Here is a 22096-nt window from a genome sequence, read left to right as displayed (position 1 = left end):
TCTGCACACCGGTCTTCGAACAGCCGCCGCCCAGTTTGCAGTCCTCCGCACTGGTACGGCCGTCCGAGCCCATGACCAGGATGTTGATCGGGGTACGGCCGAACGCGTCGGCCTTCTCGGTGCCCCCCTTGCCGTCCAGCGAGAGACTGTGGATGTTGCCGTTCAGGTGCTCGTAGAACCACCAGCCCGCACCGGCCGTGATCACGATGATGACCGACAGAGTGATCCCGATGGCCTTGAACACCTTCCGGGCCCGGCCCGCCTGACGGGCCCGCCGCCCCGACCGGCTGCCGCCACGGGCGCGGGACGCCGCCCGGGCCGCCGCCCTGCCGCCCGGCGGGCGCGCCCCGTCGGGCTCGGCCGCTCGCTGTCCGGGCACCCGCGCGCTACGGCTTCGCGTGGCCTGCCCGGAGGGCCCGTCCCACGGGTCGCTCATCTCCCACTCCCATGAACGGTCGGGCCCGTCAGACCGGTCCGTGGGGTGTACGGGCCGGCCCGCGCGGCGATGTACGGGCGGGCGGAGCGTGCCACTCCGCCTTGCTTGCGTGGTTAGGCAATCTAACAAAACCAGTGGCCCGAACAGCACAGATACACACACGATTCACAGCTGAGGTGCCTCATGGAACCTCTGTGCGGACCGGGCCGGTACGAGATCGGGAGTCTACGCGCCATACATAAGAACGGATATAAGAACGTAGCCGGGAGGCAACCAGCAGGGGGCGAAACGGATACGGGACCGTAAAGTGATCGCGCAGGGCGGCCGTATGCGTGCGCGGTGCTCTCAGCCGCCCGTCCGGCGCAGGCCCCGGACGGGCGTGGCGGCGTGGTGCGAGCGCGCGGTCAGCTGGCCCACCATCACCCGGACCAGGGTCACGACGTCGGGGTCGTCGATGTAGTAGACCTGCCGTCGGCCCTCGCGGCGGGAGCGGACGAGTCCGGCCAGTTTCAGCTTCGCCAGATGCTGGCTGACCGCGGGCAGCGCGCCGCCGACCCGGGCGGCGAGATGCGTGACATCGCTCTCCGCCTGCGACAGGGCCCACATCAGGTGCAGCCGGGCGGAGGAGGCGAGCAGGCCGAACGCCGCTGCGGCCTCCGCCAGTACCTCGGCGGACGGATCCTCGAAGCGGGCGGCGTTCTCCGTCACAGTCTTCTCCCATCCCCGCCCTCGTCACGGCCGACGTACACGCGCCCACCCAGTGTAGGGGGCCGGTTGCGGCGTTCGGGCGGTAGCGCGACGGCCCGCGCGGGAGCGCGGGCCGGGAGCATGGAAGGGGGCTGAGCCCATGTAGCAGAGGACTCAGTCCTCGCGGGAGAGGACTCAGTCCTCGTAGTAGTTGTTGACCACGACCTCCGGCTCGTCGTCGTCGAACGCTTCGTTGAGCAGCGCGCCGCCGATGAGGCCGGCCGCGCCGGCGCCGATGAGCGCGCCCGTGCCGAAGCGCCGGCCGCCGCCCTGCTGGTGGTGGTCCTGGTCCCCGTACGGCTGTCCGTACCCCTGCTGCGGATAACCCTGCTGCGGATAACCCTGCGCCACGGGCTGCGGATAGCCCTGCTGGGGCGGGGTGTAGAACGGCGGTGCCGTGGCCTGGATGCGCTGCGCGCAGGCGCCGCACGTCTGGACGGGCCGGGGCACGCCCCACTGCGGGGACCAGGTCACGGTCGTGACGCCCGGGCCGTGGTTGGGGTCGAAGAAGCAGGTCACAGTCGAACTCCCGGTGGGTTGCGGAGATGTGGTGAAAACCGGGGCCGGCGGTGCGACCACCGGCGCCTTCGGCGAGACGGGCGGCGCGGGCGCACCGCCGGTCGGCTGCGGGGTGTTGACCGGGGCCGGACTCGGCGTCGCGGGCGCTTCCCGCGGTACGGCGACGCCGTAGTCCGTGGCGATGCCGGCGAGGCCCGCGGCGTACCCCTGGCCGACCGCGCGGAACTTCCACTCCGCGCCGTGCCGGTACAGCTCGCCGAAGACGAGTGCCGTCTCGGCCGACAGGCCGCCGGGGGCGAGGTCGTAGCGGGCCAGTTCGGCGCCGCTGTCCCGGTCGAGGACGCGGATGTGCGCCCGGTGCACCTGGCCGAAGGACTGACCTCGGCTCGCGCCCTCGTAGAGGGAGACCGGGAAGACGATCTTCTCGACCCGGTCCGGGACCCTGGTCAGGTCGATCTCGATGCGCTGGGCGTCGCCGTCGATGGGACTGCCGCCGCCAGAGTGGCGGACCGAACCGTCGGGACTGCTCAGGTTGTTGAAGAAGACGAAGTGCTCGTCGGACAGCACCTGGCCCGACTGGTCGCACAACAGCGCGCTGGCGTCCGGTTCGAACCCGGTGTTCGCCTGCCAGCCCAGCCCGACCGTCACCGCAGTCAGACCAGGGGCCTGCTTGCTCAGCGACACATTGCCGCCCTTGGTCAGGGTCACACTCATCCACGTCCTCCGCAGCCGCTCACACTTACCGCGTCCATCATGATCAACGCCTCCGGGCCACTCTCGGTTCCACGATTGCGCAATGTCTTAATCATGTTGCAGAACCTTTACGGCTCATCACCAGGGGCCGAACCCCCCGCCCAGAGGGTCTCAACAACCCCCTAGGCTTGCGTGAACAGGCAAACCACAGTGTCGGCGTCCGGCGCACCCGGCGCGGATTCCGACCCGACTGAAGGACAACACCGTGGGCATCATCAGCTGGATCATCCTCGGCCTGCTCGCCGGAGCCATCGCCAAGATCCTGCTGCCCGGCCGCGACCCGGGCGGTCTGATCGGCACGACCCTGATCGGCATCGCGGGCGCCTTCGTCGGAGGCTGGCTCTCCTCCCACTTCCTCCACCGCCCGGTGGAGAAGAACTTCTTCGACCTCTACACCTGGGGCGCTGCGATCGGTGGCTCCCTGGTGCTCCTCATCGGCTACCGCCTGCTGTTCGGCAACTCCCGCGACTGATTCCGCTCCTGGAGTCCGCCGCTCAGAGATGGGCGGCGACGGCGGGCAGCAGGTCCTGGAACGTCCGCCCCGCGGCCGGCTCGCCCAGGGCCGTCAACTGCCAGCCGGAGCCGCCGCGGTGGAGCTTGGCCATGATCTGTGCCGTGTACGCTCCACCGCCGCTGAGGGTGTAGCGGGCGAGTTCCCGGCCGGTGTGCTCGTCGACGAGTCGGCAGAACGCGTTCTGCACCTCGGTGAAGGTCTGCCCGGTGAACGAGTTGACCGTGAAGACGATCTGGTCGACATGGCCGGGGACGCGCGGCAGGTCCACCAGGATGACCTCGTCGTCGTCCCCGGCGCCCGCCCCGCCGGTGAGGTTGTCGCCGAGGTGCCGCACCGAGCCGTCCTCGCTGGCCAGATGCTGGAAGAAGACGACGTCCGCCAGCTGTCCGCCCGCGAACAGGAGGGCGGAGGCGTCCAGGTCGATCTCGCGGGTGCCGGCCAGCTTGGCCAGGAACCCCTTGCGCGGTGCGGCCCGCCAGCCCAGGCCCATACGGACGGCGGTCAGCGCGCCGCCGTCGGACTTGCTCAGACTGATCCGCTGGCCCTTGCTCAGGTTGACCGACACCGGTCGCCTCGCTCTCTCTCGTTCCTCTGCCGTGCGTGCCGTGTCAGACGTTGACGCCGAAGTCGCCCGCGATGCCCGCGAGTCCGGAGGCGTAGCCCTGCCCGACGGCCCTGAACTTCCAGTCGGCACCGGCCCGGTACAGTTCACCGAAGACCATCGCGGTCTCGGTCGAGGCGTCCTCGGACAGGTCGTAGCGGGCGAGTTCGGCGCCGCCGGACTGGTTGACGACGCGGATGAAGGCGTTGCTCACCTGGCCGAAGCTCTGGCCGCGCGCGTCGGCATCGTGGATGGACACCGGGAAGACGATCCGGTCGACCTCGGCGGGCACGGCGCCGAGGTTCACCTTGAGGGTCTCGTCGTCTCCCTCTCCCTCGCCGGTGAGGTTGTCGCCGGTGTGCTCGACGGAGCCGTCCGGGCTGGTGAGGTTGTTGTAGAAGACGAAGTGACGGTCGGAGACGACCTTGCCCGAGTTGTTCAGCAGCAGGGCGGAGGCGTCGAGGTCGAAGCCGGCGCCCGTGGTGGTCCGCACGTCCCAGCCCAGTCCGACGACCACCGCGCTCAGTCCCGGTGCCTCCTTGCTCAGCGACACGTTTCCACCCTTGGTCAGGGAAACACCCATGATTCGTCCCTCCACGCTCATGATCGGTCCGGTTCCGTGTCCCGGACCCGTCTTGAATCTACAACACTGTAGAATTAAAGAGCCGTACGGCACGGCGGACACCACCGCGCACTGCGGAAACCAGCCAGGGGTGACCGCTCTGTACGATGTGACGTTCCTCCGGCACGAGGGGTTGAGGCGAGGCCCGGCAGAGCGGCCCGGCAGAAGGGAGACAGCCGTGACGGAGCCCGACACGCGCCGCCAGCGCAGGGCGCAGGGCGCGCTGGAGACACGGGTGCTCGCGGCGCTGCACGAGGCGGGGGCGCCGGTGACCGCGGGCTGGGTGCGGGAGCACCTGGCGGCCGACCTCGCCTACACGACGGTGATGACGGTCCTCGCGCGTCTGCTGGCGAAGAACGCCGTCACCCGCAGACGTGAGGGCCGGTCGTTCGTGTGGCTGCCCGCCGCGGACGAGGCAGGGCTCGCCGCGCTGAAGATGCGCAAGGTCCTGGACGGCGAGCAGGACCGCCGGGCGGTGCTGGCGAGTTTCCTCACCTCGCTGCCCGAGGGCGACGAGCAAGTGCTGCGCGAACTGCTGGACCAGGCCACCGACGAGGACTGAGCGCGCATGGGAATCTTCGTCCTCCTCCCCCTGGTCCTGCCGCTCACGGCCTGGCCGATCGCGCGCCTGGCCGAGCAACGCCTCCATCCGCGCACCGCCACCGTGCTGCTGACCGGCGTCTCCACGGTGATGGCGCTGTGCAGCACGGTGTGCCTGGCGCTGCTGATGGTCGTCGGCACGGCCCAACTGCCCGGCAATCCCCTGCCGGACGGCTGGTCGGACCCCGAGGTGCGCGAGAGCGTGCCCCGGCACGAGATCGCCGGGAAGGCCGCGATCCCCGCGCTGCTCGCGGTCATGGCGACCGGCGCCCGCGCCCTGCTGCGACACGGCCGGGTACGGCGACGCAGCCACGCCGCGCTGCGGGGTCTGCCGCGCACGCAGGTCGCGGTGCTGCCCGACACCGCGCCGTACGCCTATGCCCTGCCGGGCGGCCCCCGCGACCGGATCGTGGTGTCCACGGCGATGCTCGGCTGTCTCGCGTCCCGGGAGCGCCGCGCGCTGTTCGCGCACGAGCGCGCCCATCTCGCCGCCCGGCACCACCGGCATCTGCTGCTGGTCCAACTCGCCGCCTGTGCCAACCCGTTCCTCCGGCCGCTGCGGACCGCGGTCGCCTACACGGCGGAGCGCTGGGCGGACGAGGAGGCGGCCAAGGCCGTCGGCAGCCGCAAGGCCGTTGCCCGCGCGATCGGCACCGCCGCGCTCGTCTCCCGCACCACTCCGGCGCCGACGCTCGCCGCACTGGCGGCGCCCGGACCGCTCCCCCGACGGGTCGCCGCGCTCCTCGCTCCGGCGCCGAGCGGGCGTGCCTGGCCGTCCGTCTTCACGACGGCGGGCCTGGCCCTGTGGACCGCGGCCACCGGGGCCGTCCTCTCCGCGACGTGCTCGGCCAACTCCGCGGTCACCCTGCTGCTCCTGTTGCGGGCGGCTACTCCGCTGTGAGCTAGTCGGTTCCGGGGAGGCGGATCGACGGCCCTAGAGGTACCGCTGAGCATCCCGCTGTGCGGCGGCTGCCGACAGGGCCTCCTGCGTCGGCCGGTCGGCCGGCAGGAACGCCTCCAGTTTCAGCTCGGCGAGGGTGACGTCGACGGCGGTGGCGAAGGTCGTCACGGTCGTCATCAGCCGCAGCTCGCCGAACGAGGAGCGCAGGAGCAGCGGTACGGCGAAGCCGAGATGGCCGGTGGACGGGTCCAACTCGGGCACGTAGGAGGTGAGTTCCGCCCGCAGCTCGGGCAGGTGACCGAGGCGGGCCAGGATGTGCTGAGCCCACTCGGCGAGGTTGCCGATCCGTGGTGCCAGCCCCTGCGGGTGCAGCGCGAGCCGGTAGACGTTCTTGCCGGGGCCGACGAGTTCCGGGTCCGCGCCCTCGGTGATCACATCGAACGCCTGGTTCGTGGCGACCAGTTCACCGGCCCGGTCCACGACCAGCGCCGGATACGGCAGATGCCCGCGCAGGATGTGGTCGAGCGCGGTGCGCACCGGTGCCAGCTCGGGGTCGCCGAGGGAACTCTCCGGGTACGCGGGCGCGTAACCGGCGGCCAGCAGCAGCTCGTTGCGTTCGCGCAGCGACAACTCCAGTGACTCGGCGAGGCGTACGACCATGGTGCGGCCGGGCACGGACCTGCCGGACTCGATGAAGCTGACATGGCGCTGGGTGGTGCCCGCCCGCAGGGCCAGCTCTAGCTGGCTGAGGCGGCGGCCGGTGCGGCAGGCGCGCAGGGCGCGGGGGAAGTCCACGGGCCCGTTCTAGCCGCTGCCGCGGTGCTCGGCCATTCCCTGTGGGGAATTGTCGCGCGGCAGCCGGGGCCGGAGCATCGTCGGCATGGACATCGGCGTACTCCTTCCGACCGGCACCGCCCAGTGGGGCCCGGGCGACGACCCGCGTGAGCTGGTCACCTTCGGCCGACAGGCCGAGCGCTCGGGCTTCTCCTCCCTGTTCGTCAACGACTCGCTGATCAGCCCGCGCGTCGAGGCACTGGCCATGCTGGCCGCGCTGGCCCCGGCGACCGAGACCGTGACCCTGGGCACGGCGGCCCTGCTGCCCTTCCTGCGCCGGCCGGTCCAGACCGCGCAGACGCTGGCCTCGGTCGACCTGCTGTCCGGCGGGCGGCTCACGGTCGCCGTGGGCGCGGGCTTCCCGGGGCGCTTCGGACGGCCCCTCTACGACCTGTCCGAGGTGCCGTGGGAGCGCCGTTTCGCCCGGCTGGACGAAACCGTCGCGCTGTGGCGGGCCGTGTGGAGCGGTGCGGACTCGTTCCACGGCGAGATCCTCCGCTTCGACGGCATCCCGCCGGCGATCCGTCCGTACCGTCCCGGCGGCCCGCCGGTCTGGCTGGGCGGCGCGACCCCGGCGGCCCAGGACCGTACCGGCCGGCTCTACGACGGCTGGCTGCCGTACCCGCCCGACCCGGCGGAGTACGCTTCCGGCCTGCGGAACGTGCGCGCGGCGGCGGTCGGCGCGGAGCGCCGGGCTGAGGACGTCACACCGGCACTCTTCGTCTCGGCGCGGATCGCCGAGGACGTCGACAGCGGCCGACGTGACCTGGAGGCCTATGCGCGGGCCGTCTACGGCATGCCACTCGCGGAGCTGGAGCGGATCCAGGCGGTCGTCACCGGCTCCGCCGACCAGGTGCGCGACCACCTCACCCGCTTCGCCGAGGCCGGCGCCCGGCACTTCGTCATCCGCCTCGGCGCCCTGGACCTGACCTCACAGCGCGAACAGCTCGAACGGCTCGCCGATCTGCTCCCGGCCCTGAGGGCGCCGGCAGTCGCGCGCGCCCAGGAGGGCACGTGCCCGGTGGCCTGAGCGGCCGGCTCCTGCACCCTCCGGATGGCCCGTGCGGTGGCCAGACCGCTCGGATCCGGCATGCCTGGCCTGGTGGGGCGACGGATTCCGTGGTGTGCTGGTAGTGGCGGGAAGGACCGAGAACAGACGCGGGGAAGCGGCCAGAGTGCCGTGCACCGCGCAATCCGGATCCGCGAGAAGCGGGTGGCCCTTTCCGCCCTCAGATCCTGTGTCACTTCCGCGGTCGCATCAAGCGCGCGACGGGGGCGCCCCGCGCGAGCGAAGCCTCGCGTGGGGGAGGCTCCACGTGGGCGGTTCCGCAACGCGGCTGGGGGTGCCCCCTGTGGGAGAGCGTCGCCCGAGCTGCCAGGGACGTGACCCGCGCTCTCAGCCTCGTCCGCCGCTGAGGTTGCCCCAGCTGGGCCCTATCTGCTTCCACTCCTCGTCCCACTCGGCCATGCGCCGCCGGATCAGCCGGGTGCGGACCAGCCAGCCCGCGCTCCAGACCGCCGCGCCGACGGACGGGGCGACGAGGGCGCCGGTGAGGGCCGCCTGCAGGTCCGCCGCGGCGCCGGTGACGGGCGCGGAGACCACGTGGCCGGCACGGTTGGTCCACACGGTCACCTGGGATCCGGCGGGGGTGCCGGGCCGGACCTTGGTCCGGTCGGTGTGCACGGTGCCGTGGGGGTCCGTCCAGCGCACGGTGGCCCAGACCTGGCCGTCGTCGTAGCCGGTCCCGGAGGTCGGGCTGCTCGCCGCACTGTCGGTGAGCACGGCGGAAACGGCGTGCACCCGGGCCTGCCGGGCGTCGAACGACGCGTCGGCGCTGTGCGCCGCCGCGAGTCCGGCGACCGCGCCGCCGAGGACGGCGAGCACCCAGGTCGCGAGGACGATCCAGGCCTCGACGACGTCGCTGTGCCGTCTGAGCGGATTGCGCCGCCAGCGCCACAGCCGTACCCGGGCGACCGTCGTGGGAGGTGTTCGGTTCATCGTCACCGCCTCCTCTCGCGCACCGGCGGCTTCGCCGCACACTCCGCGTCCGCCTCGCCGGACGGGATCACGCCCGGCGGGCGGCGAGCTCGGTCGGGGCGGTCTCCCGAACCCGGCCGTACACTCTCACCCCACCATCGTGCACCTCATTCCGGGCAGTGGCGGGGTGAGTGCCGAAGCCGCGCCCGATGAAGCGGCGGCCGGACCCATGCTGACCAGCGGGTCCAGGACATCCGGCCCTGCGGCCGGGGCCGAGGGGCACTGGGCGCACGGCGGGGGATCCGTGACAGTGGACATCAGGAGCGGCACCGATTCCCCCGCGGTGCCGCTCCGCTCCCGGCAGGGCACCGCGCGCCGGGGGCCGGAGGGGCGAGGAGACCGTCACGCACCCGCGAAGAAGCCAGCCATGATCCGTCACGAAGAACCGGCGCACCGGCGCACCGACCTCGACCCCGGTGAGGCACTGCGGCTGCTGAGCACCGTGTCACTGGGAAGAATCGCCTTCACCCGGCAGGCGCTGCCCACCGTCCGCCCGGTCAACCACGTCCTGGACGACGGAGACATCGTCATCCGTACACACGAGGGCGCGGCGCTGACCGCGCACGCGCGGCATGGGGGCGTCATGGGCGCCGTACGAGGAGCTGGACCACGCTGTACGCATACGCCCCCACCTGGTCACGGGCGTGTTCCTCACGGACGGGGTCGGATCCTGTACGGCGGCTACGACGGTGTGAGCGGCAGGTCGTCGGTGTAGGCGTTCACCGGCTGGGCGATGGGGCGGGTGGCCTTGACGTCGAGGGCGGCCTGCGCGGTCCTGGTGCCGAGGGCGCCCTGGGGGTGCCAGGTGCCGGTCACCGCGAGCCAGGTGTTCGCGGGTGGTGCGTCAGTGCCGTACACCCGGATCTTGACGCTCTGTGAGTCCGCCGCGCAGCACGTGAAGATGATCCGGGTCAGGTACCAGCCGTCGTCGTCCTCGGCCGGCGTGACAAAACCCGTGAGCTGGACGATCCGGCCCTTGATGGCCCGGCTGCGGTCCTGTTGGACGCGCTTGGTGAAGTCGGTGAGGGTCAGTGGCAGCGGTGAGGTCCCGGGCAGCGGAGCGAACCCCTTCTTCTGCACCGCCACCGGTTTGCTGCCGGAGCGTGCCGCCGTGTACGCGCCGAGGGCGGGCGGCGCGTAGAAGAGCAGGCTGAGCGCCGGGAGGAACAGCAGCCAGGCGATGCGCGGGGCGCCGGAGTGGTCGTGACCATGTGCGTTTCCGAACTCGTCGGCGTGGTCGTGTTCGTGACCGTGGTCGTCGTGCGGGGCCTGCCGCCGGTCGCCCCGGAGTGCCGCCGCGACCAGGCCGAGCAGCAGGAGGACGACGCCGGAGGCGATGAGCAGCGGGCGTAGACCGGCCTTGACGTAGCGCAGGTAGGTGTCGGTGAACAGGGCCGTGTGCAGCAGGCCGATGCCGGTCAGCGTCAGAAGCAGGGTCTGGGCGGGGCGTTTCACAGCAGGGCGCCTCCGATCAGGACGCTCGCGGCGACCGCCACGACGGTGGTGGCCGTGGAGAACCGCCAGGCGAAGGCCCGTCCGAAGGTGCCCGCCTGAAGGGCGATCAGCTTCAGGTCGACCATCGGCCCGACCACCATGAAAGCGAGCCGCGCGGTCGGCGAGAACCCGGTGAGCGAGGCGGCGACGAAGGCGTCGGCCTCCGAGCACACCGCGAGCAGCACGGCGAGCCCGGCCAGGAAGAGCACCGACAGCCAGGGTGAGCCGGAGAAAGTGTCGAGGACGGAGCGCGGCACGGCGACGTTGAAGGTGGCGGCGGCCATGGCGCCGAGGACGAGGAAGCCGCCGGCGTGCAGGAAGTCGTGCTGGAATCCGAGCCGGAACTCGTTCCAGCGGCTGTGGCCGTGCCGGTGCCCGGTGTGCCCGTGCCGCAGGATGCCCCGCAGCCACTTCTCCTTGCCCAGCCAGAGCCAGAGCCAGCCCATCACGGCCGCCGTGGCGAGCGAGGCGAGCAGCCGGGCGACGACCATCGCGGGGTTGCCCGGGAAGGCGACGGCGGTGGCCGTCAGTACGACGGGGTTGATGGCGGGCGCGGAGAGCAGGAAGGCGAAGGCGGCGGCCGGGGTGACGCCCCGTCGGATGAGGCTGTTGGCGACCGGGACCGAGGCGCACTCGCAGCCCGGCAGTACCGCGCCCGCGACGCCGGCGACCGGCACGGCGAGAGCGGCCCGCTTCGGCAGGATCCTAGTGAACAGCTCGGCCGGTACGAAGGCGTTGATGGCGCCCGACAGAGCGGTGCCCAGCAGCAGGAAGGGGAGCGCCTGGACGGTGATGGCCAGACAGACGGTGCGCCAGGCCTGGACGGCCGACTCGTTCAGCCACCGCGTGCCGACAAGGAGGAGGACGGCCGCCGCGCAGGCCGTGAGCGCGAGGGCGGTGACGAGCGGCCACGGCCGGACACGGCGTACGGGCGGCGAACCGACGGGCGCGGCCGCCACGCCCTCGGCCACGCCAACCATTTCATCCGTTTTTTCCATTATCACTCCGGATGTCGGTGTCTGGCCGACGATAGGCGAGGCACCGGTTCCGGCCGCGCGTACACGCCGCCGCGCGACCAAGCCATGCGCCGCAATGCGCCCCATTGGTGGCGTGGGGGGTGTCAGTGGCGAAGGACGCCGGAGGAGCCGGGGGGCGTCGGCGGCCGAGACTCCCCAGGTCTGCCCGGGGAGAACCTGGCCCATGAGGGTGCGGAGGCAGGCCCAGGACCGGGCACTCAGCGCGGTGGAGCGGGCCTGTGCCGTCTCATCGCCGTCGAAAAACGGCCCTGAGCAGCCGTATCCGGTCGCTGGCGGTCGTCCGGGTCAGTCCCCACGCGATAACAGCGTCGGCCAGGTCATCGCGCAGGGACACCGGTATCTCGTCGCGGTCCTGTCGAACGGCAGCGCCTCGATGAGCGAAGGGATGTCCCTGGTGGAGCGGACGGCACGGCAGGCCGTCTCGTGAGCCGGCGCCGCAGTCACCGGCGAGGACGGACCAGGGCGGTGACGGTGAGCGCCGCCAGAGCTCCCAGGCAGAGCCAGGCGAAGGTGTCGCCGACGCGGTCGTAGACCGTGGTGCCGCCCCGCACGGGCACGTTGGCGACCATGGTCTGCCGGCCGCCGGTCGCGAAGTAGTCGGCGGTGGCGAGGACGCGGCCTTCGTCGTCGTACGCGGCCGAGACGCCCTCCTCGTCCTGGCGGATCAGGGAGTAGCCGCCCTCGACCGCGGCCAGGGCCGCCTTGTCGGTGTGCGCGCCGCCGTACTCCTTCCAGTCGTGCGCGGGCACGAGCATGATGTCGGCCCTGGTGCGCATCAGGGCCGGGAAGTCCGCGTCGTAGCAGATGACGTTGGCGAGCCGGCCGTACGGGGTGCGGACGACCGGCACATGGCCGTCACCCGGCGTGTACCGCTCCGATCCGGGGATGGGGTGGGCCTTCTGGTAGGTCCACAGGACCGTGCCGCGAGGGTCGATGAGGAGCGCCTCGTCCCGGCCGTAGGCGGGTGCGGTGGTGCTGTAGACGCGGATTCCGATCTCCAGGTAGATGCCCGAACGACGTGCCTGGGCCCGGGCCGCGGCGATGGCGGCGGGCTCCTGCGACTCCTGGGTCCTGACGGCGTTCTCGGGCCAGATCACGATCTTCGCGCCGGCGGCGGCCTCACGGCGGGTCGAGGCCAGCAGGTCGTCCTCGACGGCTGTCATCGCGGGCCGTACCGACGCGACGGGCGCGGCCGCGACGCCGCCCTGGCTGCCGGCGAACCGGGCCAGCGTGGTCTGCAGCCGCTCGGTCACGGTGCGGGCCGGGCTGACGCCTGCGATCCGTACGGTCGCGCCCTGGGGCGGGAAGAAGGCGAGCCGGGCACTGCCTGCGAGCAGAACGCTCAGCAGGACGGCGGTGCAGGCGAGGCCTCCGCGCCAGGAGGGGCGGTCCCAGACGCGGTTGACCGTGCTCGCGACACAGCCGATGAGGAAGCCGACGCCCCAGGGGCCGGTGACCGACGCGATCTGGAGGAGGGGCAGGTCCGCGTGCTGGGTGACGGCCAGGGAGCCGTAGGCCGTGCCGAACGGGGACACCAGGGTGATCAGGAACTCGGCGGCGGCGACACCGGCCGGGAGGACCAGGGCGGCCGGCGCCGGTCGCAGCCGGTGCACCAGCAGCCTGTCGGCCAGGAAGGGCAGGGTCTGAATGGCGGCCAGGGCGACGGCCCCGGCGAACACCACGGCGTTGAAGCCGATCGCCGACTCCTGGACCCAGAAGACGGCGGCCCCGAGGTGCGCCAGCCAGATCCACAGCGCTCCCGACCAGGCGCGGCTCAGCCGGTTGAGGCGCAGGAGCAGGACGGGGTAGATCCAGGCGGCGACCGCGATGTCCCAGCGGCCGCCGACCGCGAAGAGCATCGTCGCGGTGCCGAGCAGCAGGAGGAGCCAGGTGTGCCGGTGGGCCGGCGTCTGCGGCGCGGGCGGTTGTGCCGTCGGGTGGGCCGCGGCGGATACGGCTGTGTTCGTCATGCTCAGGACGCTAGGGCGGCGGGCCCCGGCCACGCCTCGGGCCCGGTGCCGATCCTCGGCGCGATGACGCATCTTTCGATGCGCGCCCGGCGGTGGATCCGCCCGGCCCTCGGTGTCGTCTAGCCTGACGAACCGACATGAACGCCCAGGTGAACACCCTGCCCCGAGCCGCACAGCACTGGCTCGCCGACCGACCGCGGCTGACGGACGCGCTGTGGGCCGGCGGTCTCACCCTGCTCGACATGGTCACCGTGCTGGACCGGACACCGCGGCCGCCCGGCTGGGGCGTGGCGCTGTGGGGCGCGCAGACCGTGCCGCTGCTGTGGCGCCGGACGCGTCCGCGGACCGTCCTCGTCGCGATGACCATGCTCTACGTCCTCTTCCAGACACTCGGCCCGATCCACGGGAAGATCCCCGGGCCGTTCCTGCTGATGATCGGCGTGTACGCCGTGGCCCGGTACGCGCCGGCGTCGGCGAGCGGGCCGCTCACCCTGCTCTGCCTTGCCACCACGGCCGTCACGGACGCCCTGACCGGGCACTGGCAGCCGCCCAGTCCCGGCTCGCTGGAGCCGATCAGCGTCACGACGTTCGTGTTCTTCTTCGCCGTGGCCTGGCTGCTGGGGTACGGACGGCGCAGGATCGGCGCCGACGCGGAACGACTGCGCGAACTCAACCGGCGGCTCGTGGCCGAACAGGAGCTCAACGCCCGGCAGGCCGTGCTGACCGAGCGGGCCCGCATCGCCCGCGACCTGCACGACGTCGTCGCCCACCACGTCAGTGCCATCGCCCTCCAGGCACGCGCCGCCGAGGACGTACTGACCTGCGATCCGCCCGATGCGGGCGAGGCCGCGCACAGCGTCGGCCTCATCGCGGGGACCGCCGACACGGCCCTCATCGAGATGCGGCGGCTGCTCGGACTGCTGTCCTTCGACGAACGTGAACTCGCGCCCGAGCCGTCCCTGGACCACCTCGACCTGCTCGTCGGTGTCGCGACCACGGCGGGATGCCGTGTCACCTATGTCTCCGAGGCGCGCACCGGGAACGCGCTGCCGGCCGGGATGCAGGTCTCGGCCTACCGGGTGGTCCAGGAGGCACTGACCAACGTGGTCAAGCATGCCGGTCCGGTCGGCGTGCGGATCACCGTACGCGGGGACGAGGCGCGCCTGACGGTCGAGGTGGAGAACGACGCACCGGCCCCGGGCCACCGGCCGGTGCCCGGCGCCGGGCGCGGGCTCGTCGGCATGCGGGAACGCGTGGCGGCCTTCGACGGGGAACTGCACGCCGGGCCGCATCAGGACGGCGGCTGGCGCCTGCGCGCGGTCCTGTCCGCGCGGGATCCGGGAACGGCTCAGGGGGACGGATGACCGTACGCGTACTCGTCGTGGACGACCAGGAGATCGTGCGGACCGCGCTGCGGCTCGTCATCGACCGCCGGGACGGTCTGACGGTCGTCGGCGAGGCGGCCGACGGCGACCGGGCCGTGGCCCAGGCTGTGGCGCTGCGGCCGGACGTGGTGCTGATGGATGTACGGATGCCGGGCACGACCGGCGTCGAGGCGACCCGGCGGATCGTGCAGGACTGGCCCGGCCCGGGGCCGGTACCGCGGGTGCTGGTGCTGACCACCTTCGACCTGGACGAGTACGTGCACGCGGCGCTGCGTGCCGGGGCCGTCGGCTTCCTGCTGAAGAACAGCCGGCCCGACCAGCTCGCCGAGGCCCTCCGCGCCGCGGCCGACGGCGAGTCCGTGCTCGCCCCCAGCGTCACCCGGCGGCTGATCGACACCGTCACCGCGCTGCCGCCCTCCCTCCTCGCCCCGGCAGCGGCCCCGGCCCCGGAGACCGGCGCGCTCACCGAGCGCGAGATCCAGGTCCTCATGCTGGTCGCGCGGGGGCTGTCCAACGCACGGATCGCCGCGGACCTGGGGCTCAGCGAGGCGACCGTGAAGAGCCGGGTCAACCGCATCCTGACCCGGCTCGGCCTGGAAAACCGGGTCCAGGCGGCCCTGTTCGCCCATCGGGCCGGTCTCGCCGGGCCCGGATCAGGGGTGGTGTAGACCACGTCCGGAAAGCCATGTCCGGTAAACCATGTTCCGTTCCCTGTGACACGCCTGTGACAGTCGACGGACAGCGCCATGACGTCCGGCAATCAATCTGGAGCAACAAGGGCAAAACGCCCTAAACGGGCAGATACCTCGCCGGAGGACAGCACCATGAGCGCCACTCTCGCCACGCCGCACACCGAGGCCCCCGCCCCCGCGCTGGCCCCGCGCGAGCGGGAGACGCTCCGGCACATCGCCGCCGGCCGCACGTATCTCCAGACCGCCCGCCACATGGGGCTCTCCACCCACACCGTGGACGCCTACCTCCGCCGGATCCGGGCCAAGCTCAACATCACCAACACGGCCGAGCTGACCCGCGTGGCCATCTCCCTGGGCCTGTGAGCGAAGGGGGGCGAGGCCCCGTCGGCCCGACGCCGCCGATCACTGTCGCGCACCTCGACGACCGACGGCGTCGAGCACGGCCACCGGGCCCACGCGCCGGACGCCCGGACTTGGCGGAGGGATCAGCAGGCCACGGGGGTGAGAGTCCGTGGGCTGTGCCGCCGGGCGACGGCGCGTGGGCCCGTTGCCTTTCAGAGGACGGTCAGCCGACGGTCACGGAGAACGGTCCGGCCAGGACCGAGTAGCCGTCATTGGCGAGGTAGTACACGTCGTACGTCCCCGCACCGTTCAGCTTCCCGGTCGGGAAGGTGAGGGCGCCGCTGGCGTTCGGGGCGTAGGACCAGGTGAGCGAGGACTGCTTGCCCGGGGTGACGCCCGCCGGGTAGATGCCGACCCAGTTCTTGGCGTTCACCTGGGCCGCCGACGGCACCGAGTAGCGGAAGGTGACGTTGCCGCCGTCCGCGACCGCGTCGAGGTCACCGGTGAGCGTCGGCTGGGTCGCGGTGGACGGGGCGAACGCGTCGTTGAGCGGGGTCGCGTACGTGTCGTTGGCCGTGAGGCCCGGCAGGCCGAGGGCGTCTTCGACGGTGCGGCCGATGCCGTAGTGGTCGTAGTGGGCCGGGCTGCTGGTGCCTGCCGGGACGGTGCCCTGGGAGCCGACGACCGTGGTGGCGATGTGGTTGTACGCCTCGCCGGAGCTCTCGTCCCAGGTGAGGACCAGCAGCGAGCGCTGCTGGGTCCAGGCCGGGGAGGACAGGACCGGGGCGAGGGTCTGCTTCAGCCAGCCGTCCTGCGTCTTGAGGCTGGTGGCGCTGCCGTTGCCGGAGGCCTCGCCGTCGTAGTAGTCGTCGGCGGCGATCCAGGAGAAGTTCGGGGTGGTGGCCGCGGACTTCAGGTCGGTGGTCAGCTGTGTGGTGTCGAACAGGTGGGCCGCACAGCGGGAGGCGTTGCCGCTGATGTCGGTGTAGTTGATGAAGGGCGCGTCGTCGGGCTGGTAGTAACTGTCGTTGTTGTTCTTGGTGTTGCAGGGCGTGCCCATGCCCTGCTCGTACGCCTTCCAGGACTTGCCGGCCTCCTCGATGGTGTCGCCGAGGTTGCGCTCAGGGGAGTTGATGTTCGGGAAGTAGGTGGCGCCCTTGGTGTAGGTGTCGCCGCCCGCGACGGCGAGGTAGTTCTCGTCGCTCGGGTGGTAGACGCCGTGGAAGTCGGTGAGCGTGGCGCCCTGGCCCATGAGGCTGTGTATGTACGGTGTGTCCGCCGGGTCGTTCATGACCTGGGAGTAGTCCGTGTTCTCCATCATGACCATGAACACGTGGTCGTAGCCCGGGACCTTGGAGGCGGGCGGGGTGAGCGGGGCGGGCGCGGTGACCGGGGTGTCCAGGGTGAGGGAGAGGTTGTCGAGGTAGCCGGTCTCACTGCTCGTCGCCAGGAACTGCACCTCGACCTGTATGGACCTGGTCCCGGCGGGGACCGCGCCGGTCGCGCTGCGCGAGAGGAACTTGGTCGCCTGGCCCCGGTCGCTCGCGGACACGGTGGGCAGTGCGGCGGTGGCGCCGACGGGGTGGCCGCCGCCGTCGTGGAAGTGCAGGCTCACCGCGACATGGCCGCTGTACGTGGTCCAACCGCCGAGCCAGCCGGAGAGGCTGTAGTGCACTCCGCCGCCGTCGATGGCCGCGGCCGCGGAGGAGACATCCACGGTCTGGGTCATCGCACCGTCGCCGAAGTTGCCGGGCGCGAAGAAGGCCTTGCCGGGCGTCTTGCCGTCGCTGGGCAGTCCGAAGGAGGCGACGGAGTGGCACATGACGTTCGGGCCGCCGGCTTCGGTGGTCCAGCCGGGCACGGTGGTGGCGGCCGCCCAGTCACCGGTGCAGTAACCGCCGCTCTCCGCATCGCCGTTGACGATGAGGTTGCCGCTGTCGCCGGCCGCCTGGGCGGGGGCGGGAGCGGCGACGATCAGTGCGCCCTGGAGGGCGAGCAGCCCGCCGAGGGATCTCCAGCGCAGTCGCATACGTGGTACCTCGTCCCGTTGGTGAGGATGCCGTGCCGGGCCGGGGGGCCGCACGGCCTGACTGTGCACAACGAACGGGACATGAGTAGTGGCCGACGCTGTCGCGCGGAAGAACCACGACCAAACTTGACCAGACAAGTTGGGAGCGCACGCCCTCCCGGGCCGTTCCGCGCAGACCGCACGCCGTCGAGCGGCGGCGGGGCGTCGCCGGCGCTCGACGGCCGGCCCACTTGTTGACACTTGAACAGACCGCCTGTCAGCGCGAGCGGCGGCAGTCCATACATATTCCTTATTTGCCGTTTGGCCTATTTGTCCGTTTATCCTTGGCGGTCTTGCCCGTCAGAGGGACCTGCCGCGGAAGGGGACGAACGAGACATGCACGGCGCACGACTGCCCGCTCTCCTGGCACGGATCAAACAGGCCGGCGGTGCCGAGGCCGCACGCGCCACGGTGGCGGCCGGGCTGACCTGGCAGACCTGCGCGCTGCTGCTGCACGTCGGCGACCCCTACGCGGGCGCCATCGCGGCCGTGCTGATCGTCGAGACGACGGTCGTGGCCACGGTCTCCGCCGCCACCCGGTACGCCGCCGGATGTCTGCTCGGCGTTCTCGTCGCCATACCCGGCGCGCTGTTCGCCGAGCCCGGCATGGTGGGACTGGCCGTCGTCGTCTTCGCCGCCGTGCTGCTGGCCCGGCATAAATTCCTCGGCCACTACGGCCTGCACGTCCCGACGACCGCCCTGATCACCTTCGCCCTGGTCCGTGGCCGCCACCCCGATGAACTGGCCACGCATCTCGCGGAGATCGTGCTGGGCATCGCCTTCGGGCTGGCGTGCAGCATGCTGCTGTTTCCCACGGTGCGGGTGCGGTCCGCCGAGCGGGCGCTGGAGGACCTGCGGCTGCTGATCGCCCGGCACCTCGACGGCCTGGCCGACGCGGTCCTACGGCACGAGCGTCCGCGGAAGATCCTCGGCCCGGCCTGGGAGGACGACCTCGGCACGGCACTGACCCGCGCCAGAACCGCCATGGACGAAGCACACGAGAGCATGCGCTGGAACCTCCGGCCGACGGCCAGGCGCCGCCGCTCGCACCTGGACCACCGGGTGCTGCGCACGCTGGGCGACGTCGCCGGGCAGGTGAGCGTGACGGGCCGGCTCCTGGACAGCCACCCCGATGCGGCCGAGACCTCCCGACCCGGCTCCGTGTTCACTCAGCCGTACGCCCGCCTGTTGCGCACGACCGCCCTGTGCGCCTACTCCTGCCGCGGCGGCCGGCCGCACCCGGCGCTGCCCGCCGCACGGCAGGCCCTGGCCCGGCTCGAAGCCCCCGGCTGCACCGCCCCGGACAAGGCCGCCCCGGACCAGCGTCTGCTGCGCCCCCTGGAGTCGGCCCTGACCTGCCTCTCGGCGCCCGTGCCCACCGCGCCCACGCGATCCCACCGGCTCCTCGACCCGCTACGGACCTCACCACGACGATGACCTCTCACACCACTGATCTTCAGGAATCCACCACCGGACACGCCGCCGCACCCGCGCGTCGCAAGCCGTTGGGCGGGCCTGCGGCGCCCTGGAACCGCCGCACCGGCTCCCGCGCGCTCCTGGCCGCGGCTCCCGCGCTGCTCGTCGTGGTCGTCGCCGTCACCGACCTGATCACCCCGCACTGGCTGCATGTCTCACCGGTGCTGGCCGCCGTCCCGGTGCTGGCCGCCGTACTGCTGCCGTGGTGGGCGACGGCGGTGCTCGCCCTCGCCGGTCTGGTGATCGCGGGGCTGCTCCAGTGGGACGCGGGCGCCTGGGGGCATCCGGACACGAACGTCGCCCTGGGCAGCCTGTTCGTGGTCGGACTCACCTCGCTGGCCGCGTGCTCCCTGCGACAGCGCCGGGAACGGCAGCTGCACCGGGTCCGCTCCGTCGCCGAGACCGCACAGTGCGCCCTGATGCACCCCCTCCCCCAGCGGATCGGCTCGCTCGCCCTGAGCGCTGTGTATCTGCCGGCCGAGTCGGAGGCGCGGATCGGCGGTGACTTCTACGAGGCGGTGCGCACTCCGTACGGCACGCGGATGGTGATCGGCGACGTACGCGGCAAGGGGCTCGAGGCCGTCGGAGCCTCGGCGGCCCTGCTCGGCGCGTTCCGCGACCTGGCGTACCGGGAGCCCTCGTTGACGAGGGTGGCGGAGCAACTCGACGAACGGGCCCGTCGGCACATCGCCGCGCTCGACAGCGACCCGGACACGGACAGCCCCGGCGGCCGTGACGCGGGCGCCCTGTTCACGGAGCGGTTCGCCACGGCACTCCTGGTGGAGTTCCCGCCCGGCGAAGCCGTGGCCCGTATGGTGCACTGCGGCCACCCCGAGCCGTACGTCGTCCACGCGGGCGAGGTGCGGGCGTACGAGCCGGACCAGCCCGGCGCACCGCTCGGTCTGGGCGATCTGCTGGCCGCACGGCCCGTCGCCCAGACCGTGCCGTTCGGTCCGGGCGACCGGCTCGTCCTCTACACCGACGGGTTCATCGAGGCCCGGGACCGCCGGGGCCGCTTCCACGACCTGGCCGCCCCGGTGCGCGCGCACGCCGGACGCCCGCTGGACGCGATGGTGGCGGCCCTGCGCCGCGACCTGCTGCGGCACGTGCGCCACGACCTCGACGACGACGCGGCACTGGTCGCCCTGGAACGCCTTCCATGAGCGGGCTCGGGACCTAGCGCCCCATCAGGCGACGTTCGCCCCGTCACGACGCCCGGCACTCCCCCTCGCCGCAACGGCCGCGGTCACTGGATCGCCGCCATCGCCGAGGCACCCGCGGCCAGTGCGAGGAAGAAGCCGGGGAACGCGATGTTGCGGAACACCCGCGCCCGCACATGGGCGGCCATCGCCCCCAGGTAGAACAGCACCAGCCCGGCACCGGCCGCGATCCCCAGCGGCCGTACGCCGCACAGGCCGAGGAGCAGCCCGGCCGCCCCGGCCGCCTTCAGCAGCGCCAGAGAGGGCAGCCAGGTGGGTGCAACGCCGACCTCGGCGGAGTTGGCGAGCACGAACGGCGCCTTGACGAGGTCGGCCGCCGCGATGCCCGCGTTGGCCAGGACGGCGGCGCAGGTGACGGTCACATAGGCGAGTTGCATGACGGCAGACCCTTCGCGAAAGGTGTGTTTCCACATCCGTGACTCCGGAGTGCCTCCAGCCTCTGCGCACGGCCGGCGCGACGTCCAATACCAGCGTCTATAACCTGTTGGAATGGATGTCGACACGCGTCTGCTGCGTTCCTTCCTCGCCGTCGCCGAGGACGGCAGCCTCACCCGCGCCGCCGAGCGCGTGTTCGTGTCCCAGCCCGCCCTGACCAAGCAGATCCGGCAGTTGGAGACCCAGCTCGGTGTACGGCTCTTCGACCGCTCGCGCGCCGGCATGGCGCTGACGGACGCGGGCCGTGAACTCGCGCGCCGAGCCCCGAAGGTCCTCGCCGCCTGGGACGACGCCCTGCGCACCACGAAGGCCACCGGACGGCAGGCCGCCCGGGTGCTGCGCGTGGGATTCGTGGCGAGCGCGGCCAACGAGGCGACGCAGGAGATCGTCGCCGAGTTCGCCCGGCGGCGTCCCGGGTGGCGTGCCGAACTGCGCCAGGCGGCCTGGTCGAACCCGAGCGCGGGGCTGGCCGACGGTGACGTGGACGCGGCGCTGCTGCGGCTGCCCTTCCCGGGTCAGGCCGCACTGCGAGTGGAGGTGCTGTTCAGCGAGGCCCGCTGGGTGGCGCTGCCGAGCGGGCATCCGCTCGCGGGACGCGGCGAGATCGCCTTCAGCGAGCTGTGGGACGAGCCGTTCGTCGCCGCGCCCGAGGAGACCGGCGCCTGGCGCGACCACTGGCTGGCCGCCGGCGAAAGGCCCTCGGGCCGCCCGGTCCGTGTCGGCGCGGTCACCGAACAGCCCGACGACTGGCTGAGCGCCATCGCCAACGGATACGGCATCGCCCTCGCGCCCGAGTCCGCGGCGCGGTTCTACTCCCGCCCCGGCGTGGTCTACCGCCCGGTCACGGGGGTGAGCCCGACACGGGTGGGTGTGGCCTGGTCACCGGCCGACGACGGCAATCCGGTGGTCCAGGACTTCGTCCGCTGCTGTCTGGACCTGGCGCGAGACGCCTGACCGGATCCGGGGTCGGCGGTCAGTGCCCGGCGCCGTTCTCGCCCAGCTTCTCGACGAGGTCCCGCGCCTTGTCGACGGCCGTGTCGATCGTGTCGCTGTGCTTTCCCTCGGTCCGCTCGTCGATGAAGTCGCCGACCTCCTCCAGGCCGTCGGCGATCTTGTCCCCGTGCTCCTCGGCGATGTCCTCGGCCTTGTCCTTCAGGTTCTTCAGGGCGTCGAACATGTCCGGTTCCTCTCCTTCGGCTGCCCGCGCGGACCCGGACCACGATCGCACGCCCGCGGTGGCGGGGAAGGCGGCTCCGGGCGGTGCTTCGAAGCACCGGGGGTGGCACCCGGAGCGCGCGAAACGGGCTCGCCGTCCCCTGCCCGGCGCAATCGGGGTGCGCCGGAGGAGCGAGCAGCTGTGACGGGTGTGACGGTGGTGGAAGGAGTCTGCGCGGGGGCCGGTGACGAGGAGG

The 22096-nt window shown here is 72.2% G+C and carries 23 protein-coding genes and 1 pseudogene; 11 read left to right on the top strand and 13 right to left on the bottom strand.

Annotated elements, in window-relative coordinates; translation table 11 throughout:
- From AV521_RS51750 to AV521_RS52425, 3 genes and pseudogenes are all read right to left on the bottom strand, one after another.
- Window positions 1–436, bottom strand: a pseudogene (locus AV521_RS51750) (LytR family transcriptional regulator); the annotation flags it as partial.
- A gap of 345 nt (window positions 437–781) precedes the next feature.
- Window positions 782–1144: a metalloregulator ArsR/SmtB family transcription factor gene (locus tag AV521_RS40365; RefSeq protein WP_076096196.1), complete on the bottom strand. Its 363-nt coding sequence runs from the start codon at window positions 1142–1144 to the stop codon at window positions 782–784.
- 174 nt (window positions 1145–1318) lie between these two features.
- Window positions 1319–2416 (bottom strand): TerD family protein, encoded by a 1098-nt coding sequence (locus AV521_RS52425; RefSeq protein ID WP_076096194.1) that lies wholly within the window; start codon window positions 2414–2416, stop codon window positions 1319–1321.
- 244 nt (window positions 2417–2660) lie between these two features.
- Between AV521_RS52425 and AV521_RS40355 the strand changes: the two genes are divergently transcribed.
- Window positions 2661–2927 (top strand): GlsB/YeaQ/YmgE family stress response membrane protein, encoded by a 267-nt coding sequence (locus tag AV521_RS40355; protein WP_076096192.1) that lies wholly within the window; start codon window positions 2661–2663, stop codon window positions 2925–2927.
- Between the two features lie 22 nt (window positions 2928–2949).
- Here the strand turns inward: AV521_RS40355 and AV521_RS40350 are convergent, their stop codons facing one another.
- A complete protein-coding gene (locus tag AV521_RS40350) occupies window positions 2950–3534 on the bottom strand; it encodes a TerD family protein (RefSeq protein WP_076096190.1) in 585 nt (194 codons plus the stop codon).
- Between the two features lie 43 nt (window positions 3535–3577).
- Window positions 3578–4153 (bottom strand): TerD family protein, encoded by a 576-nt coding sequence (locus AV521_RS40345; RefSeq protein WP_076096188.1) that lies wholly within the window; start codon window positions 4151–4153, stop codon window positions 3578–3580.
- A 217-nt stretch (window positions 4154–4370) separates the two neighbouring features.
- On the opposite strand from AV521_RS40345, the gene AV521_RS40340 reads away from it, so the two are divergent.
- Window positions 4371–4754 carry a BlaI/MecI/CopY family transcriptional regulator gene (locus AV521_RS40340; RefSeq protein ID WP_076096186.1) on the top strand — a complete coding sequence of 128 codons (384 nt, stop codon included), beginning with the start codon at window positions 4371–4373 and terminating at the stop codon, window positions 4752–4754.
- 6 nt (window positions 4755–4760) lie between these two features.
- Entirely contained in the window at window positions 4761–5693 is a 933-nt protein-coding gene (locus AV521_RS40335; RefSeq protein WP_076096185.1) for a M56 family metallopeptidase, read from the top strand.
- 33 nt (window positions 5694–5726) lie between these two features.
- Here the strand turns inward: AV521_RS40335 and AV521_RS40330 are convergent, their stop codons facing one another.
- Entirely contained in the window at window positions 5727–6488 is a 762-nt protein-coding gene (locus AV521_RS40330) for a helix-turn-helix domain-containing protein (protein WP_076096182.1), read from the bottom strand.
- Between the two features lie 85 nt (window positions 6489–6573).
- On the opposite strand from AV521_RS40330, the gene AV521_RS40325 reads away from it, so the two are divergent.
- Window positions 6574–7557 (top strand): LLM class flavin-dependent oxidoreductase, encoded by a 984-nt coding sequence (locus AV521_RS40325; RefSeq protein ID WP_076096179.1) that lies wholly within the window; start codon window positions 6574–6576, stop codon window positions 7555–7557.
- 366 nt (window positions 7558–7923) lie between these two features.
- Here AV521_RS40325 and AV521_RS40320 read toward each other — a convergent pair whose 3' ends face one another.
- A complete protein-coding gene (locus AV521_RS40320; protein ID WP_076096176.1) occupies window positions 7924–8526 on the bottom strand; it encodes a hypothetical protein in 603 nt (200 codons plus the stop codon).
- Window positions 8527–8932: 406 nt separating this feature from the next.
- On the opposite strand from AV521_RS40320, the gene AV521_RS40315 reads away from it, so the two are divergent.
- On the top strand, window positions 8933–9280 hold the full coding sequence (locus tag AV521_RS40315) for a pyridoxamine 5'-phosphate oxidase family protein (protein ID WP_256725890.1): 348 nt from the start codon (window positions 8933–8935) through the stop codon (window positions 9278–9280).
- On the opposite strand, the gene AV521_RS40310 is transcribed toward AV521_RS40315, so the two are convergent.
- The 3 genes from AV521_RS40310 to AV521_RS40295 all read right to left on the bottom strand — a co-directional run bounded on the left by AV521_RS40310 (window position 9247) and on the right by AV521_RS40295 (window position 13066).
- Window positions 9247–10020 (bottom strand): TIGR03943 family protein, encoded by a 774-nt coding sequence (locus AV521_RS40310; RefSeq protein ID WP_076096174.1) that lies wholly within the window; start codon window positions 10018–10020, stop codon window positions 9247–9249. The genes AV521_RS40315 and AV521_RS40310 overlap by 34 nt on opposite strands.
- Window positions 10017–11039: a permease gene (locus tag AV521_RS40305; RefSeq protein ID WP_371917104.1), complete on the bottom strand. Its 1023-nt coding sequence runs from the start codon at window positions 11037–11039 to the stop codon at window positions 10017–10019. The genes AV521_RS40310 and AV521_RS40305 overlap by 4 nt, the downstream gene beginning before the upstream one ends.
- A 497-nt stretch (window positions 11040–11536) precedes the next feature.
- Window positions 11537–13066, bottom strand: a complete 1530-nt coding sequence (locus AV521_RS40295) for a nitrilase-related carbon-nitrogen hydrolase (protein ID WP_079249644.1) — start codon at window positions 13064–13066, stop codon at window positions 11537–11539.
- Between the two features lie 137 nt (window positions 13067–13203).
- On the opposite strand from AV521_RS40295, the gene AV521_RS40290 reads away from it, so the two are divergent.
- From AV521_RS40290 to AV521_RS40280, 3 genes are all read left to right on the top strand, one after another.
- A complete protein-coding gene (locus tag AV521_RS40290) occupies window positions 13204–14430 on the top strand; it encodes a sensor histidine kinase (RefSeq protein ID WP_076096169.1) in 1227 nt (408 codons plus the stop codon).
- Window positions 14427–15119: a response regulator transcription factor gene (locus AV521_RS40285; RefSeq protein WP_076096167.1), complete on the top strand. Its 693-nt coding sequence runs from the start codon at window positions 14427–14429 to the stop codon at window positions 15117–15119. The genes AV521_RS40290 and AV521_RS40285 overlap by 4 nt, the downstream gene beginning before the upstream one ends.
- 156 nt (window positions 15120–15275) lie before the next feature.
- Window positions 15276–15506, top strand: coding sequence for a response regulator transcription factor (locus AV521_RS40280; protein ID WP_076096164.1), 231 nt, complete (start codon window positions 15276–15278; stop codon window positions 15504–15506).
- Window positions 15507–15708: 202 nt separating this feature from the next.
- Here AV521_RS40280 and AV521_RS40275 read toward each other — a convergent pair whose 3' ends face one another.
- The gene (locus tag AV521_RS40275) at window positions 15709–17514 is read right to left on the bottom strand and encodes an alkaline phosphatase family protein (protein ID WP_076096162.1); all 1806 of its coding nucleotides are present in this window, start codon (window positions 17512–17514) and stop codon (window positions 15709–15711) included.
- Window positions 17515–17889: 375 nt separating this feature from the next.
- Here AV521_RS40275 and AV521_RS40270 point away from each other — a divergent pair, with 375 nt between their 5' ends.
- Window positions 17890–18990 (top strand): aromatic acid exporter family protein, encoded by a 1101-nt coding sequence (locus AV521_RS40270; RefSeq protein ID WP_076096160.1) that lies wholly within the window; start codon window positions 17890–17892, stop codon window positions 18988–18990.
- The gene (locus tag AV521_RS40265; RefSeq protein ID WP_079249643.1) at window positions 18987–20192 is read left to right on the top strand and encodes a PP2C family protein-serine/threonine phosphatase; all 1206 of its coding nucleotides are present in this window, start codon (window positions 18987–18989) and stop codon (window positions 20190–20192) included. Before AV521_RS40270 ends, AV521_RS40265 begins: the two co-directional genes overlap by 4 nt.
- Window positions 20193–20275: 83 nt before the next feature.
- Here AV521_RS40265 and AV521_RS40260 read toward each other — a convergent pair whose 3' ends face one another.
- Window positions 20276–20626: a DoxX family protein gene (locus tag AV521_RS40260; protein WP_076096158.1), complete on the bottom strand. Its 351-nt coding sequence runs from the start codon at window positions 20624–20626 to the stop codon at window positions 20276–20278.
- Window positions 20627–20738: 112 nt separating this feature from the next.
- Between AV521_RS40260 and AV521_RS40255 the strand changes: the two genes are divergently transcribed.
- Window positions 20739–21638 carry a LysR family transcriptional regulator gene (locus tag AV521_RS40255; protein WP_076096156.1) on the top strand — a complete coding sequence of 300 codons (900 nt, stop codon included), beginning with the start codon at window positions 20739–20741 and terminating at the stop codon, window positions 21636–21638.
- A 19-nt stretch (window positions 21639–21657) separates the two neighbouring features.
- On the opposite strand, the gene AV521_RS40250 is transcribed toward AV521_RS40255, so the two are convergent.
- Complete coding sequence (locus tag AV521_RS40250; protein ID WP_076096154.1) at window positions 21658–21861, bottom strand: antitoxin; 204 nt, start codon at window positions 21859–21861, stop codon at window positions 21658–21660.
- Between the last annotated feature and the right edge of the window lie 235 nt (window positions 21862–22096).

The organism is Streptomyces sp. IMTB 2501 (genome assembly GCF_001953885.1).
Lineage (GTDB): Bacteria > Actinomycetota > Actinomycetes > Streptomycetales > Streptomycetaceae > Streptomyces.
Note: the sequence above shows the minus strand (reverse complement) of the source record. Positions and strands in the feature narration are given on the sequence as shown.